This is a genomic window from Sulfitobacter sediminis (assembly GCF_040811725.1).
In the GTDB taxonomy this organism is placed as follows: Bacteria; Pseudomonadota; Alphaproteobacteria; order Rhodobacterales; family Rhodobacteraceae; genus Sulfitobacter; species Sulfitobacter sediminis.
In genome coordinates this window covers 113,591-128,010 of record NZ_JBFNXX010000008.1, presented here as the reverse complement: position 1 = coordinate 128,010, position 14,420 = coordinate 113,591, and the positions used below count along the sequence as shown (strand labels likewise).

Sequence of the window (14,420 nt, the reverse complement as noted above, 5' to 3'; positions counted from 1 at the left end):
TGGATGTTATACCTCGAGCCATTCCTTGCGGATGTCGTCGCGCGCCTTCAACTCGGCAGGCGTCCCCTCGAACACCACCATGCCGTGGCCCATCACGTAGACCCGGTGCGCAATGTCGAGCGCGATGGACAGCTTCTGCTCCACCAGCAGGGTCGAGATACCGCGCTTGGCGATCTCCTTCAGCACCTCGGCGACCTTTTGCACCATCTGCGGCGAGAGACCCTCGGTCGGCTCGTCGATCATGATGAAATCCGGGTCACCCATCAGCGTCCGGCACATGGTTAGCATCTGCTGCTCACCCCCCGACAGCACCGAGGCTTCAACATCCGCCCGCTCATTGAGGTTCGAGAACATGTCGAACATGTTCTGCATCGACCAGCGCCCAGCCCCATCCTTCTGCCCCGGCTTGAGGCCCAGATTCAGGTTCTGCCGCGTCGTGAGACCGGGAAAGATATCGCGGTTCTCCGGCACGTAGCCGATGCCGAGGTTGGCGATCTCGTAGGCTTTCTTGCCCGCGATCTCCTGCCCCTTGAACTTGACAGACCCTTTCGGCTCCACCTCACCCATGATGGCCTTACAGGTCGTGGACCGACCCACGCCATTGCGGCCCAGAAGGGCGACGATCTCGCCCTCCTGAACGTTCATGTTGACGCCTTGAAGGATGTGCGACTTGCCATAGTAGGCGTGCATGTCCTGAACTTCGATCAATGTTCCGCCTCCAATGCCGCACCGAGGTAGGCTTCCTGCACCTTCGGGTCACCCCGCACCGCTTCGGGCGCACCTGTCGCGATGATCTCGCCGTAGACCAGCACGCTGATACGGTCGGCCAAACCAAAGACCACACCCATGTCGTGCTCCACCATCACCAGCGTTTTGCCTTCGGTCACCTTCATGATGAGGTCGGTGATGTAGTCCGTCTCCGAATGGCTCATCCCAGCAGTGGGTTCGTCCAGCATGATTACATCGGCACCGCCCGCGATGGTGATCCCGATCTCGAGCGCGCGCTGCTCAGCGTAGGACAGCGTACCCGCAGGCAAGTTGCGCCGCTCCAGCAGGTTGATCTGATCGAGGATTTCCTCGGCCCCCTCGGTCAACTGACGTGAGCGGTTCACGAGGTTCCAGAATGAATACTTGTACCCCTGAGACCACAATAATGCACAGCGAACGTTCTCGAACACCGTCATGTTGTTGAAGATGTTGGTGATCTGGAACGAGCGAGAAAGCCCCTTGCGGTTGATCTGGAAAGGCTGCAGCCCCGCCAAGTCTTCACCGTGCAACTTCACCGTGCCTTCCGTCGGTGGGAACCGCGCGGTGATCAGGTTGAAAAGCGTCGACTTACCCGCCCCGTTCGGCCCGATGATCGCGTGCCGCTCGGCCTTGCCGATCTCAAGATCGATGCCACGAATAATCTCCGCCTTGCCAAAGCTTTTCTTCAGCCCTTTCAGTTCAAGCGCTGGCGTGCTCATGCCGCACCTCCCGGCGTATTCGCCTCATTCCACGCGTCACGCAGTGCGGGCGCAGTGACCCGCGCGATTCCCAGCCCCACAACCGTCACCGCGATCGCCACCAGCCAGGGCAGGATCGAATGGCTGTCGAAGGTCGTCCAGAACAGTGTCATCTCGTGATCACCTGCCGCCGCGTGGCGATAGTGGAATGTCATTTCGACCAAAGCGCAGATGCCAAGGATGCCGATGGCCGCCGGGATCAGCGTCTTGATGTAAGGCACCGTGAGCAGCCCTAACTTACCCAGCCGCAGCGGCGGGATGTGCATCATCAGCAGCCCCGCAAGCCCGCCGGGGAAAAACATCACCGTCGCCACGAACAGCGCACCGGCATAGAACGCCCAGAGCTCCGTCTGAAGACTCAGCACCGTCTGCACCAGCGTGAACACAATCGCCCCAATGATCGGCCCGAAGAAGAAGCCAACGCCACCGAGGAAGGTGACCAGCAGGATGACACCAGACGAGGTCGCGTTGAGGTTCTCTTCGGTGAGGATCTCGTAGTTGATCGCGAACAGCGCCCCCGACACACCGGCAAAGAAGCCCGACGCCACAAAGCTGAAGAACCGAACCCAGCGCGCTGAATACCCCAGGAACTCTGCTCGCTCAGGGTTGTCGCGCACCGCGTTTGCCATCCGTCCCACCGGCGTTCGGGACCACAGGTACATCAACGCGGCCGAGACAAAGACCCAGAAGGCCGTCAGGTAATAGACGTCGATCTGCTGCAAGAACTCGTTGCCAAAGAACGGCATCGCATAGGTCCGGTCGCCCGAAATCCCTTCCTCGCCGCCAAAGAAGGCCACGATGATCACCGAGCAAGCCGCGATCAGCTCGCCCACACCAAGCGAAATCATGGCAAACACGGTGCCCGCGTTGCGCGTGGAAAACGAGCCCACGATCAGCGCCAGCCCCATGCCAAAGAGCCCGCCAAAGATCGGCAGCACCGGAAGCGGGAAACTGGCGAAGAAATCGCTCGCGTTCATGATGTGCATGCAGGCAAAGCCACCCACACCGGCATAGACCGCGTGACCAAAGGACAGCATGCCCCCCTGCCCCAAAAGCATGTTGTACGCGAGCGCGAAGACCACCGTGATCCACATCTGGTTCATGATCGTCAGTGCTGAATTCGACGTGAAGATGAACGGCAGGATCACCAGCAGCACGGCGGCGACAATCCAGGGCCCCATGGTCAGCGTCATGGAGCCTGCGCGCATCCGCTGCGCCGGGCGGGACGGGTCGGTTGTTATATTTTCGTCGGTCATGAGTGGCGCTTCCCAAAGAGGCCCGCAGGACGGAAGATTAGGATCAGAACCATCAGGATATAGGGCAGGATGTCAGCGATCTGGGGCGAGGTCAGCGCCCAGAGGTCGCGGAACAGGTTCTCGCTCAAATCCTCCGGCGTCGCGATCCCGATCCCGTTGAGAATGTCCTCCATCTCGATGTTGTAGGACTTGGCGAAGGTGGTGATCCAGCCGATCAGAAGCGACGCTACCAGCGCCCCCCAGAGCGATCCAAGCCCGCCAATCACGATGGTGACAAATACGATGGAGCCAAGCACAAAAGCCATGCCAGGGAAGGTGCCCAGCACCGGCCCCGCGATCACACCTGCCACGCCAGCGAGTGCGGTTCCGACACCAAAGACACCCATGAAGATCAATGGCACGTTGTGCCCCAGCGCCTCAACGGTGCGCGGATAACTGAGTGCGGCCTGAATGATCATGCCCACCCGCGTCTTCGTCAGGATGTAAAGAAGCCCGATGAAGATCGCGATGGAGATGAAGATCATGAAAATCTTGTAGGCCGGGATGGAGTTGCCCGCGATGGCGAAGGCAGTGAAGTTCAGCACCTCCGGTATCTCGTAGGGCATCTGGTTCTTGCCCCAGATGAACTGCACCAGCTCCTCGATCAGCAGGGCAAGACCGAAGGTAAAGATCAGCTCCGGCACATGCCCGTACTGATGCACCCGCCTCAGCCCGTATCTCTCAACACCCGCACCCATGACGCCGACGATCAATGGCGCGATCAAGAGGCCCATCCAGAACCCAAGCGCAATGCTGATCTGGTAGGCAAAGTAAGCCCCCAGCATATAGAAACTCGCGTGCGCAAAGTTCAGCACGCCCATCATGGAAAAGATCAGGGTCAGACCGGCGGACAGCATGAACAGCAGCAATCCGGTCACAAGCCCGTCGATCAGATTGACGAGGATAAGCTCCATCGGTCCCCCCAAAGGGTTCAATTATCGTTATTGTGGGGAGCCTGCCGCACCAGTCGCGCGGCAGGCCAGAGGCATCCCTTAGGGGCGCTTCATCTCGCAGGTTGTCGGAATGTCGGCGGAGGCCATCGTAACAGTGCTTTCCGCGACCAGACCGAAACCAGAGTTATCATAGTCGAAGGTGATGTTCTCATCCGTGTGCGCGTGAATGTGCACGTCCTGGATTAGTTGGTGATCCACTTCGCGCATCTTCAGCTTACCGCCCCAGACGCCGTCGTGCTCCATACCCTCCAGCTCGTAGGCAACCTTGACAACGTCATCGGCCGTGCCCGCCTGGTTGATCGCCTTGGCCAGCATCTCGATAACGTTGAAAATGCGCCCCTGGCTCACGTTGCCATCAGGGTACTTTTCCTTGAAGGCCGAATAAATTTCTGCAGCACGTTCAGAAGCAGGCGGATTTATGAGGCCCTCAGCCACCAGGCGTAGCGATCCCTTGCCGGATTCGCCAAATGCCGCGGTAATACCATCTGCAGCGGCATAGTAGGTGTAGATCGGCCCTTCAAAGCCGTTCTCGATAACCGACTTGCCCAGGCCCAGCATATCCGCGCCCCAGTTACCGGTGATCACCGCATCGGCGCCCGAGGACACAATCTTGCGCGCGTAGGGCGTAAAGTCCTTCACCTTGCCGATGGGATGCAGTTCGTCACCCACGATCTCGATGTCTGGACGCTTCTCGGCGATCATGGAGTTCGCCGCAGCGGCCACGGCCTTACCGAACGAATAGTCCTGGCCAATGATATAGATCTTCTTGATGCCGTCATCCTTCGCGATCACGTCGGTCAGGGCGTCCATCTTGATGTCCGCGTTGGCGTCGAAACGGAAATGCCAGAAGTTGCACTTGTCGTTGGTCAGCGCTGGATCAACGGCGGAGTAGTTGAGGAAAAGCACCCGGTTGTCGGGGTTGCGACGGTTGTGCTTATCGATCGCCTCGGTCAGCGCGTTGGCCACACCCGAGGAGTTGCCCTGAGCGATGTAGCGGATGCCCTGGTCAATCGCGACCTGAAGCTGGATCAGCGATTCCTTTGGGCTGATCTTGTTGTCGAAGGCAACGATTTCGATCTTGTCGCCATCAAGCACACCTCCCGCCTCGTTCACGAGCTCTGCCGCAAACTCGAACTGGTGCAGACCGTTCGTCCCGGTGCCCGCAAAAGGCCCCGACAGCGGGTCGATAAACGCAACCCTCACGTTCTCTGCAAAGGCAGCGGATGCGCCAATAATCAGTGACAGCGCGGAAACCGCACCAAGCTTGGTGATCTTCTTCATATATTCCTCCCTAAAGTGACCGATTTGACATTTCTTTTGGTGTCTCAGGTCATGTGCAGAGACTTGCATATGCCCGGTCAAAGTCAAGACTTGAGGGGCCATATGCCCCTTCGTCAATCTTGGACCCGTCAGACGTGTTCCTGGCGCCAGAATGGTCGCCGTTGCAAATCAGAATATGATCATCAATTTATTGATATATATGTACTTTTCGCCACTAACTCAGGAAGCCTCCACAACGCTGAAGGTCACCTCGGCCAAGCCAATCACCCAAGACCCCGCCAAACACCCACGAAATAAGCACAAAGATTTTCTGAACTCGAACAAATAAATTTCCCGCACAGTTCCGCTCTGCGGAATTTTCGCCCGCCAAACTCGCTGCGCTCAGGCCTTCGCGCTCAGGGTCTCCGCCGCGCGGATCAGCATCGGCGCATAGACCGTCTCAAGCTGCTTTTTCTTCACCCGGAACGACGGCCCGCCCACGTTCAGCCCGTAGACCAGCCCGCCACCCAGCGAATAGACCGGCACCGCGATCCCATTCACGTCACTGCGCCACGTCCCGTAGCCAGTACAGAACCCCTTGGCCCTGAACTCGGCGAGCGCCTCGTCCACCTGCGCACGCCCGTCGGCCTCCGCCTCTGCGCTTTGCTCGCGCGCAATGGCGAACACCCTCTCGCGGTCCTCTTCGCTCATCCCCACCAAGATAGCGCGCCCGATGGCCGAATGAAAAATCGGTAGGCGCGATCCCACGCGGATGGCCAATGTCACACCTTCGCGCGAATTCGACGTAGCGAGATAGACCGCATCCAGCTGATGCCGCTCGGCCAGCGCCACAGTGATGTAGCTGTTTGGCCCGTCCCGCAGCGCGTCCATCTCCTGTTTCGCGCGCTCACCGATGTCCATCGACGCCAGCACTGAAAACCCCAGGTGCAGCACCCCGGCACTCAGCCGGTAGGTCCCCGCACGCGGATCGGCGGCAAGGTAGTCTAACTCACACAGCGTATGCGTCAGCCGCGACACGGTCGCCTTCGGCAGTCCCGTGCGCTCCGCGATCTCGCTGTTGGTCAGGCTCAGGTCGTTCTCGCCAAAGCAGCGCAAAATCTCCAACCCTCGCGCAAGCGCGGTGACAAAATTACGGTCCTTGCCCTCGTGATCTTCCGGCCCATAATCCTCCATCGCGCTTAGCCCCGGTTCAGCGCATCGAGGCCATGTTGTGCAAAGACCGGCACGAAGGCCCCCAGTTTCATCGCCCGTTCAGGGTTCGACGCATTGCCATCCAACCCCCGCTTCAGCACGCCCTGCACGATCCCTGCCATGCGGAAAAAGCAAAATCCAAGGTAATATCCGAAGTTCTCGATCCCCGGCAGCCCCCGCCGCTCACAATACTTCGCGATGAATGACTCATCCGTCGGCAACCCGAGTGCGGCCCGATCAAGCCCGCCCATGCCGCGCCCCTCGGTCCCTGCGGGCAGTTGCCACTGCATGATGACAGCGGCGAGGTCTGCAAAGGGATGCCCTATGGTTGACAACTCCCAGTCCAGCACTGCGCGGCAATCGGTCGTCTCGGCGTCAAAGATCATGTTGTCGAGCCGGTAGTCCCCATGAACCAGCGTCCGCTGTCCGTCATCCGCTGGCCGCTCCTGGACCAGCCGCCCCATCAACTCGTTCATCGCCGGAATGTCCTGCGTCTCCGACGCCTTATACTGCTTGGTCCAGCGCCCCACTTGCCGCTCGAAATAATTGCCCGGCGGGCCGTAGTCGCTCAGCCCCACGGCGTCGATATCCACCTCATGCAGTGCCGCCAGAACACGCCCCATCTCGTCTATGATCGCCCCCCGGTCGGCGGGCGAGACATCCGGCATCTGCGGTTCGTTGAAGTTCCGCCCCGGAACGTGGTCCATGATGTAGAACATCGACCCGATCACGTCGTCATCTTCACAGAGCAGATGCATCTTTGCCACCGGCACATCAGTCCCCGCCAGCGCCTTTTGCACACGAAACTCCCGGTCCACCGCATGGGCCGACTTCAGCAAGGTCCCGGGCGGCTTACGCCGCAGCACGTAGTTCTTTGCGGGCGTTTTCAGCAGGAACGTTGGGTTCGATTGCCCGGTCTGAAACTTCGTGACCTCCATCGGCCCCTCGAAGCCCGGCAGGTTCTCGGCCAGATAAGCCGAGACCGCCGCTTCATCGAGTGTCTGTGTATCCACGCTCATCCTTTCCCCCCCTTAGCTATAGCTCAACAACGCCGCGCCCTCAGCGCTCGCGAAATGCGGCGTGGCGTTGAATTCATGCAGGCTCCAGCGGTCGCCCTTGAACATGAACCGCGTCATGGAGGTGTTCTTCACCTGCAGGTTCAGCTCCATCATGTGGCGCCTGTCCGCCCCAAGTGCTGTCGCGGTCAACTGACCTATTACCCCACCCGAGGAGATCACCAGCACCCGGCGCGCGTCGGTGCAGCAGGCAAAGGCCCGCGCCGCTTCCACCCGTGCTTCGAACTCCTGGAATGTTTCCAATGCGCCATCAAAGGCCGCATCCTGCCATTCGAAAACGGTTTCGCGCAGCGCCCGGAAATGCGTCTTGCGGTCACCCTTCACAAGTTCCGGCACGTTGCCATTGAACCGCGCGTGCAGAAGATCGTGAAAGTCGTACTCATTGAACCCTGGATGCTCCTCCGGTGCCGGACCGAACCCCATCGATGCCAGCGTATCCTTCTGCCGCTTCAACGTTCCGGTCACCAGCCGATCCGGCACCCACCCAGTCTCACGAAGCAGCTTGCCTACCGCCTCCGACTGCCGGTGCCCCAGGTCGGACAGCACATCGTAGTTGTCCGTACCAAAGGAAGCCTGTCCGTGACGTATGACTAGGAGTTCGGCCAAGTCACTAAAACTCCGCCGCCAGTTTCTTGCCCGCCGCGAGGTATTCCGCCTCGATCCGGTCGACGATGGCGCACGCCGGCCCCACCGACTTAATCGCTCCGATCCCCTGTCCAGAGCCCCAGATCGTCTTCCACGCCTTCGGCTTCTCCCGGTTCTGCCCGAAGTTCATTGAAGACGCATCCGCTGTCGGTAGGTTGTCCGGGTCCATACCCGCTGCCTCGATAGAGCCGCGCAGGTAATTGCCCCAGACCCCAGTGAAAAGCGAGGAATAGACGATATCCTCAGCCCCAGAGTCCACGATCATATCCTTATAGGCCGGATCCGCATTCGCCTCATCCGTCGCGATAAACGGCGAGCCAGTATAGCCCAAGTCCGCCCCCAGCGCCCGCGCAGCCAGCAAAGCCTCCCCCGTCGCAATCGACCCTGACAAAGCAATTGGCCCGTCAAACCACTCGCGGATTTCTCGCACCAGGGCAAAAGGCGATTGCTGCCCCGCATGCCCTCCGGCTCCTGCGGCCACGGCCACCAGACCATCCGCACCCTTCTCAATCGCCTTCTTCGCAAACTTGTTGTTGATGATGTCGTGCAGCACGATGCCGCCGCAGCTATGCGCCGCCTCGTTCACCTCGACCCGCGCGCCCAAGGAGGTGATCCAGATCGGCACCTCGTGCTTGACGCATATGTCAAGGTCCCGCTCCAACCGCCCATTCGACCGGTGCACGATCTGGTTCACGGCAAAGGGCGCGGCAGGCCGGTCCGGGTTTGCCTGATTGTACCGGTCCAGCTCTTCCTTGATCTCAGTCAGCCAGGTGTCTAGCAGCGGATGCTCCCCCTCCCCTTCCCGCGCGTTCAGCGCGGGGAACGAACCCACGATCCCCGCCTTGCACTGCGCAATCACCAACTTGGGCACCGAGATGATGAAGAGCGGCGAGCCGATCAGCGGAATACGTAGACCCTGCAGCGCCTTGGGAAGATGAGAATCGTCGCGGGGCATGGCACCTCCAAATGCAATCATGTTCACGGTTAGGGGGCGGGTGAAGCCGCCCCTCTTGTTGGCAAATCTCACCGGCTGTGCGCCCGACCCACGGCCGCGCCCATGGCAGGCCTGGGAAGTGAGTTGTGGGGGAAAGATGAATCAGGGGACGCAGCAGAGCCGACACCGAGAGTGCCAGCCGCTAAGGGTTCGGGATCCAACCGCTGCCCCATATTTACAAAACCTCGAAAAGCCCGGCGGCGCCCATGCCGCCGCCAACGCACATGGTGCAGACGACATACTTGGCCCCGCGCCGCTTGCCCTCGATCAGCGCATGACCAACCATCCGCGCCCCCGACATGCCATAGGGGTGGCCGATGGAAATCGCGCCGCCATTCACGTTGAGCAGCTCATCCGGGATGCCCAGCACGTCTCGCGAATGGATGACCTGCACTGCGAAAGCCTCGTTCAGCTCCCACAGCCCGATGTCATCCATCTTCAGGCCATGAGCCTCCAGCAGCGGCGGCACCGCGTAGATCGGCCCGATCCCCATCTCGTCCGGCTCCAGCCCGGCGGCCCAGACGCCAACGTAGCGGCCCAGCGGTTCCAGCCCCGCCTTCTCGGCGGCCTTCGCCTCCATCACCACCGACGCCGAGGCACCATCGGACAACTGCGACGCATTCCCCGCCGTGATGTACTTGCCTTCTTTTATGACCTGTCCGTTCTTGAACACCGGCTGCAGCCCTGCAAGGCTCTCGGCAGTCGTACCCGGACGGTTCCCCTCATCCTTCTCCAGCATCACTTCAGCCTCGGAGATCTCTTTAGTCTCCTTGTCCTGCATCAGCATGGTCGAAGCCAGCGGCACGATCTCGTCATCAAACTTGCCCGCCTGCTGCGCCTGATGTGTCCGTTCCTGAGACTGCGCCGCATAGGCATCCTGCGCCTCGCGTGAAACACCATAGCGCTCCGCCACCGTCTCCGCCGTCTCCAGCATGGTCATGTAGATCGCGGGCTTGTTTTCCATCAGCCAAGGATCGGCCTTCACCCGCATCTCCGGCGTCTGCACCATCGAGATGCTCTCGACCCCGCCACCGACGACCACATCCATGCCGTCCATCACGACCTGCTTGGCCGCCGTCGCAATCGCCATCATGCCGGACGCGCACTGGCGATCCAGCGACATGCCTGCCACCGTCACCGGCAGCCCCGCCCGGATCGCCGCCTGCCGTGCGATGTTACCCGAGGTATGGCCCTGCTGCAGCGCAGCCCCAGCCACGACATCGACGACCTGCGCGGGGTCCACACCCGCTCGCGCGACCGCATGTTCAATCGCATGGCCCAGCAGCTGCTGCGGCGTGGTGTTGTTGAAGGCTCCCCGGTAGGCTTTGCCAATCGGCGTCCGGGCCGTCGAAACGATAACTGCGTCGCGCATGTGATCTCTCCTAAATGATTTCTTACCAATCCATCTTCAGGCCACGGGCCCGAGCGGCGTTCTGTGCGTATTTCTTCGTCTGGCTGAAAGCGTCAGTCAGTTCCTCCTGACCCTCCGTCGATGCGATCTCGGCAAAGCGTGCCGCAACCGTCTCCGGCGTATTCTCATCATCCATCAGCGTGATGCCCAGCGTTTCGTGCACCTTGGTCACGGCGAAAGACCCGGCCCCCGCCCCAAGGATCACACGGCTCGGCGCATCCTCGCTGACAAGGTAGAGCAGCCCCGGCGTGATCGTCTCGGGCGCCAGAAGCGCAGCCGCCTCCGCGGGCAGCAATTCTTCCGTCATCCGCGTCGCCGCCGTGGGGGCCAACGTGTTGACCCGGATGTTGTCCCGCGCCCCTTCCAGGTGCAGCACGTTCATCAGCCCCATCATCGCGGCCTTGGCAGCACCGTAATTCGACTGCCCGAAGTTGCCGTAAAGTCCCGAAGCCGAAGAGGTGAACACGATACGCCCGTACTTCTGTTCGCGCATGATCGGCCAGCAGGCATGGGCGACATTGGCCGAGCCGATCAGATGTACATCCACCACCTTGCGGAAATCGGCCATGCTCATCTTGCCAAAGGTCTTGTCGCGCAGGATGCCTGCGTTGTTCACCACGATATCCACGCGGCCCCATGTGGCGACCGCTTGCTGGACCATGTCGATCACGCCATCCTCGTCCGACACGTCGCAGCCATGCGCCATCGCGTCGCCGCCCATGGCCTCGATCTCGGCTACCACGGCCTCTGCTGCCTCGGACGACGACCCGGAGCCATCCCGCGACACGCCCAGATCGTTGATCACCACCTTCGCGCCGCGCTTGGCCAGCCCGAGGGCATGTGACCGCCCCAGTCCGGTGCCCGCCCCGGTAACAATCGCCACCTGTCCGTCAAATCGTATCTCGCTCATCAGTGCAGCGCCTGTTCAAAAATGTTCGGTCCTGACATCACGTTGATGCCGCCACTCACGGGGATGATCGCGCCGGTGACATACGCCCCGCCCTGCCCGCAGAGAAACAACATGCAGCCCGCGATATCCTCATCCCGGCCCACACGCCCCAGCGGCACGTCCTTGCCGACCTTCTCCCGCGTGTTCTCATCCGCCGTCGCAAAAGCCGTCATCCGGCTCACGAACGGCCCCGGTGCCAGCGCATTGACGGTGACATGGCTCCCGGCAAGCTCCTTACCAAGGATCTTAGTCATATGATGCACTGCCGCCTTGGACATCGAGTAGGAGTAGGCCCCATCGCCCATCTCACGCTCCCCCATGACGGAGCCGACGTTGACAACGCGCGCCGGGTCCTCCTCCGACGAAGAGGCAATGAGCATCGGCAGCAGCGACTGCGTCAGGTGAAACATCCCCGCCACATTGACGTTCATCACCTTCTGCCAGGCGTGGTAGGGAAACTGCCCCAGAGGCTCGCCCCAGGTGATGCCCGCATTATTCATCAATATATGCAGCTTGTCCGTCCGTTCCTTGACCTCCGCGACCAGCGCATCGATCCCTTCCTCGGACCCGACATCACCGACAAACCCAATCGCCTTGCCCGGCGCACCCAGAGCGTTCAACTCCGCGGCCACTGCCTCGCAAGCCCCTTCCTTGCGGCTCGCCATCAGCACGGTCGCGCCTGCGCGCACCAGCGCCTCGCACGCCATCCGCCCGATGCCAGTGGCACCCCCGGTGACCAGCGCCACCTTGCCCTCAAGCCCAAACAGAGACTGAATATCCATCCTAGAACCCCCTCACCGCCGCGATCTTTTCGGCGTGGTAGGAGTAATCCCCCAGCCACTCCGCCCCGACCCGCGCACGTTTCATGTAAAAACCCATGTCATAGGCATCGGTCATCCCGATCCCCCCGTGCATCTGCACCCCTTCGATCACCGCCAGCTTGGCCGTCGCCGTCGCCCGCGCCTTGGCCAGCGACACCGCCAGCGATGCATTCTCCGGATCCTCGTCCAGCATCCGCCCTGCGTTCAGGATCGCACTTGCTGTCACCTCTGCCTCGCACCACAGATGCGCCGCCCGGTGCTGGAGCGCCTGAAAACGCCCGATCTCGACGCCGAACTGCTTGCGCTCCTTCAGGTACCCCACGGTCATCCCAAAGGCCCCCGCCGCGAGCCCGGTCAACTCGGCCGCCAGCGCCGCCTGCCCCGCTTCCAACGCAGGTCTTAGCACGGTCATCGCCTGATCCACGGACCCGACGACATCCTCGCCCGTCGCCTCGACATCCTTGAACTCGATCCGCGCCGAATCCCGCGCGTCGATCATGTTGGACTTTTCGCGCGATATCCCGTCCCGATCCGCAGGAATGTCGAACAGCGTCAGCCCATTCTCCGTCCGCGCCAGCACCAGCAACCGGTCCGCCAGCGCGCCATCAACCACGAACTGCTTACTACCATTCAGCCGAAATCCATTCCCCTCGGCCTTGGCCTCCATCTGCGTGGCCTCCGGATCGAACTTGATCCCCTCGTCCACCGCCAGTGCATAGATCGCCTCGCCGCTCGCGATCCGCCCCAAAGCCTCCTTCGCCCTCGCATCACTAACCTGCCGCAAGGTCGTCGCCGCGATCACCGCCGTCGAGATGAAGGGCGAGACAGCCAGCGTCTTCCCCATCTCCTCCGCGATCACATTGGCAGCGGCAAACCCCATGTCCGATCCGCCAGCCTCCTCCGGCACCAGCACCCCGGCCCAGCCCATATCCGCCATCTCGCGCCACAGCGCGGGATCATGGGTCACCTCGTCATCCCGCATCTGCCGCAGCTTACCGACCGGGGCCGCCCCATCCAGGAAACCCCGCGCCATATCGGCGAGCATGACTTCTTCTTCCGTCTTCACCAGTTTCGCCATGTCCCTTACCCCGGCAGCCCAAGCACACGCCGCGAGACGATGCTCAGCATCACCTCGCTCGTACCGCCCTCGATCGAATTCGCCTTGGTGCGCAGCCAGTCGCCCGCGCGGTTGCCCAGAGGTCCATCCCATTCCAAGGCATCCGAGCCACCGGCAGACATCATCAACTCATGCCGCTGCTTGTTCAGCTCGGTCCCCATGTACTTCAGCATGGCGCTGGCATCGCCAGCCCCCTGCCCCGCTTCCGCCTGATCCTTGTAGCGCTCCAGCGTCAGCCCAATTGCTAGCGTGTCGATCTCGCAGCGCATCGCATCCGCGCGCAGCGTGGCGTCCATCTCTTCCATGGTCTCCTTCAGCACGGCGCCCAAAGCACGCCCCGTCCCGGTCAGACCACCCGCGCCGCCCGAGATCATCTCGCGCTCGTGGGTCAGCAGATACTTGGCGACATCCCAGCCCTTGTTCTCTTCCCCCACGATCTGGTGCTTGGGCACCTTCACGTCGGTAAAGAACGTCTCGCAGAACGGCGAAATCCCCGAGATCATCTTGATCGGCCGCGTCTCGACGCCGGGGTCCTCCATGTCAATCAGCAAAAAGGAAATCCCCTTGTGCTTCGGCGCCTCCCGGTCCGTCCGCACCAGCGCAAAAATCCAGTCGGCCTTGTCCGCGTAAGAGGTCCAGATCTTCTGCCCGTTGACCAGCCAGTGATCGCCCTTGTCCTCGCCCCTGGTCTGCACGCTCGCCAAATCGGACCCGGCACCCGGTTCCGAATACCCCTGGCACCAGCGAATCTCACCGCGTGCAATCGGCGGCAGGTAATGCAGTTTCTGCTCATGGCTGCCGAAATGCAGCAGCGCTGGCCCCAGCATCCAGATACCGAAACTCTCCAGCGGCGAGCGCGCATTGATTCGGTTCATCTCTTCCTTGAAGATCTTTTCCTGATCGCGGTTCAGCCCCGCCCCGCCGTATTCCACCGGCCAGCGCGGCACCGTGTAGCCCTTGGCGGCGCAGCGATCGAGCCACAGCTTCTGCGCCTCGGATGTGAACACCCAGTTCTTGCCGCCCCAGCAGATACCATCCTCAGTCCGCTTGCCGTCGCGCATCTCTTCGGGACAGTTTTCCTCAAGCCACGCGCGCAGCTCCGCGCGAAAGCCCTCAAGGCTCGCCTTAGTCATCTCGGTCATCCTCCCTTGGGACGTCACGTCATTTGCGGACATCCATTCC

At 61.4% G+C, this 14,420-nt stretch carries 14 protein-coding genes; all 14 read right to left on the bottom strand.

Translation table 11 applies throughout. The annotated features are described in order from the left end of the window. Nucleotides 1-6: 6 nt before the first annotated feature. The 14 genes from AB2B41_RS12395 to AB2B41_RS12330 all read right to left on the bottom strand — a co-directional run bounded on the left by AB2B41_RS12395 (nt 7) and on the right by AB2B41_RS12330 (nt 14,380). A complete protein-coding gene (locus AB2B41_RS12395) occupies nt 7-690 on the bottom strand; it encodes an ABC transporter ATP-binding protein (protein WP_367878180.1) in 684 nt (227 codons plus the stop codon). A 14-nt stretch (nt 691-704) separates the two neighbouring features. After that, a complete protein-coding gene (locus tag AB2B41_RS12390) occupies nt 705-1,466 on the bottom strand; it encodes an ABC transporter ATP-binding protein (RefSeq protein ID WP_367878109.1) in 762 nt (253 codons plus the stop codon). After that, nucleotides 1,463-2,761, bottom strand: a complete 1,299-nt coding sequence (locus AB2B41_RS12385; RefSeq protein ID WP_367878108.1) for a branched-chain amino acid ABC transporter permease — start codon at nt 2,759-2,761, stop codon at nt 1,463-1,465. Before AB2B41_RS12385 ends, AB2B41_RS12390 begins: the two co-directional genes overlap by 4 nt. After that, nucleotides 2,758-3,714: a branched-chain amino acid ABC transporter permease gene (locus tag AB2B41_RS12380; protein ID WP_367878107.1), complete on the bottom strand. Its 957-nt coding sequence runs from the start codon at nt 3,712-3,714 to the stop codon at nt 2,758-2,760. Before AB2B41_RS12380 ends, AB2B41_RS12385 begins: the two co-directional genes overlap by 4 nt. 78 nt (nt 3,715-3,792) lie before the next feature. After that, complete coding sequence (locus tag AB2B41_RS12375; protein ID WP_367878106.1) at nt 3,793-5,034, bottom strand: branched-chain amino acid ABC transporter substrate-binding protein; 1,242 nt, start codon at nt 5,032-5,034, stop codon at nt 3,793-3,795. Nucleotides 5,035-5,415: 381 nt separating this feature from the next. Further along, nucleotides 5,416-6,207 carry an IclR family transcriptional regulator gene (locus AB2B41_RS12370; protein ID WP_367878105.1) on the bottom strand — a complete coding sequence of 264 codons (792 nt, stop codon included), beginning with the start codon at nt 6,205-6,207 and terminating at the stop codon, nt 5,416-5,418. 5 nt (nt 6,208-6,212) lie between these two features. Beyond that, a complete protein-coding gene (locus AB2B41_RS12365) occupies nt 6,213-7,244 on the bottom strand; it encodes a phosphotransferase family protein (RefSeq protein WP_367878104.1) in 1,032 nt (343 codons plus the stop codon). 12 nt (nt 7,245-7,256) lie between these two features. Further along, on the bottom strand, nt 7,257-7,907 hold the full coding sequence (locus AB2B41_RS12360; protein WP_367878103.1) for a histidine phosphatase family protein: 651 nt from the start codon (nt 7,905-7,907) through the stop codon (nt 7,257-7,259). Nucleotides 7,908-7,911: 4 nt separating this feature from the next. Further along, nucleotides 7,912-8,901 (bottom strand): NAD(P)H-dependent flavin oxidoreductase, encoded by a 990-nt coding sequence (locus AB2B41_RS12355; protein WP_367878102.1) that lies wholly within the window; start codon nt 8,899-8,901, stop codon nt 7,912-7,914. A 214-nt stretch (nt 8,902-9,115) separates the two neighbouring features. Next, the gene (locus AB2B41_RS12350; RefSeq protein WP_367878101.1) at nt 9,116-10,312 is read right to left on the bottom strand and encodes an acetyl-CoA C-acyltransferase; all 1,197 of its coding nucleotides are present in this window, start codon (nt 10,310-10,312) and stop codon (nt 9,116-9,118) included. Between the two features lie 22 nt (nt 10,313-10,334). Beyond that, entirely contained in the window at nt 10,335-11,261 is a 927-nt protein-coding gene (locus AB2B41_RS12345; RefSeq protein ID WP_367878100.1) for an SDR family NAD(P)-dependent oxidoreductase, read from the bottom strand. Beyond that, entirely contained in the window at nt 11,261-12,082 is an 822-nt protein-coding gene (locus tag AB2B41_RS12340) for an SDR family NAD(P)-dependent oxidoreductase (protein ID WP_367878099.1), read from the bottom strand. The genes AB2B41_RS12345 and AB2B41_RS12340 overlap by 1 nt, the downstream gene beginning before the upstream one ends. 1 nt (nt 12,083) lies before the next feature. Next, nucleotides 12,084-13,199, bottom strand: coding sequence for an acyl-CoA dehydrogenase family protein (locus tag AB2B41_RS12335; RefSeq protein ID WP_367878098.1), 1,116 nt, complete (start codon nt 13,197-13,199; stop codon nt 12,084-12,086). A gap of 5 nt (nt 13,200-13,204) precedes the next feature. Continuing rightward, entirely contained in the window at nt 13,205-14,380 is a 1,176-nt protein-coding gene (locus tag AB2B41_RS12330; RefSeq protein ID WP_367878097.1) for an acyl-CoA dehydrogenase family protein, read from the bottom strand. Between the last annotated feature and the right edge of the window lie 40 nt (nt 14,381-14,420).

What these genes read in the sequence shown, in the direction of transcription:
- AB2B41_RS12395 (WP_367878180.1), bottom strand. Translation starts at nt 690, where the DNA reads ATGCACGCCTACTATGGCAAGTCGCACATCCTTCAAGGCGTCAACATG.
- AB2B41_RS12390 (WP_367878109.1), bottom strand. Translation starts at nt 1,466, where the DNA reads ATGAGCACGCCAGCGCTTGAACTGAAAGGGCTGAAGAAAAGCTTTGGC.
- AB2B41_RS12385 (WP_367878108.1), bottom strand. Translation starts at nt 2,761, where the DNA reads ATGACCGACGAAAATATAACAACCGACCCGTCCCGCCCGGCGCAGCGG.
- AB2B41_RS12380 (WP_367878107.1), bottom strand. Translation starts at nt 3,714, where the DNA reads ATGGAGCTTATCCTCGTCAATCTGATCGACGGGCTTGTGACCGGATTG.
- AB2B41_RS12375 (WP_367878106.1), bottom strand. Translation starts at nt 5,034, where the DNA reads ATGAAGAAGATCACCAAGCTTGGTGCGGTTTCCGCGCTGTCACTGATT.
- AB2B41_RS12370 (WP_367878105.1), bottom strand. Translation starts at nt 6,207, where the DNA reads ATGGAGGATTATGGGCCGGAAGATCACGAGGGCAAGGACCGTAATTTT.
- AB2B41_RS12365 (WP_367878104.1), bottom strand. Translation starts at nt 7,244, where the DNA reads ATGAGCGTGGATACACAGACACTCGATGAAGCGGCGGTCTCGGCTTAT.
- AB2B41_RS12355 (WP_367878102.1), bottom strand. Translation starts at nt 8,901, where the DNA reads ATGCCCCGCGACGATTCTCATCTTCCCAAGGCGCTGCAGGGTCTACGT.
- AB2B41_RS12350 (WP_367878101.1), bottom strand. Translation starts at nt 10,312, where the DNA reads ATGCGCGACGCAGTTATCGTTTCGACGGCCCGGACGCCGATTGGCAAA.
- AB2B41_RS12345 (WP_367878100.1), bottom strand. Translation starts at nt 11,261, where the DNA reads ATGAGCGAGATACGATTTGACGGACAGGTGGCGATTGTTACCGGGGCG.
- AB2B41_RS12340 (WP_367878099.1), bottom strand. Translation starts at nt 12,082, where the DNA reads ATGGATATTCAGTCTCTGTTTGGGCTTGAGGGCAAGGTGGCGCTGGTC.
- AB2B41_RS12335 (WP_367878098.1), bottom strand. Translation starts at nt 13,199, where the DNA reads ATGGCGAAACTGGTGAAGACGGAAGAAGAAGTCATGCTCGCCGATATG.
- AB2B41_RS12330 (WP_367878097.1), bottom strand. Translation starts at nt 14,380, where the DNA reads ATGACCGAGATGACTAAGGCGAGCCTTGAGGGCTTTCGCGCGGAGCTG.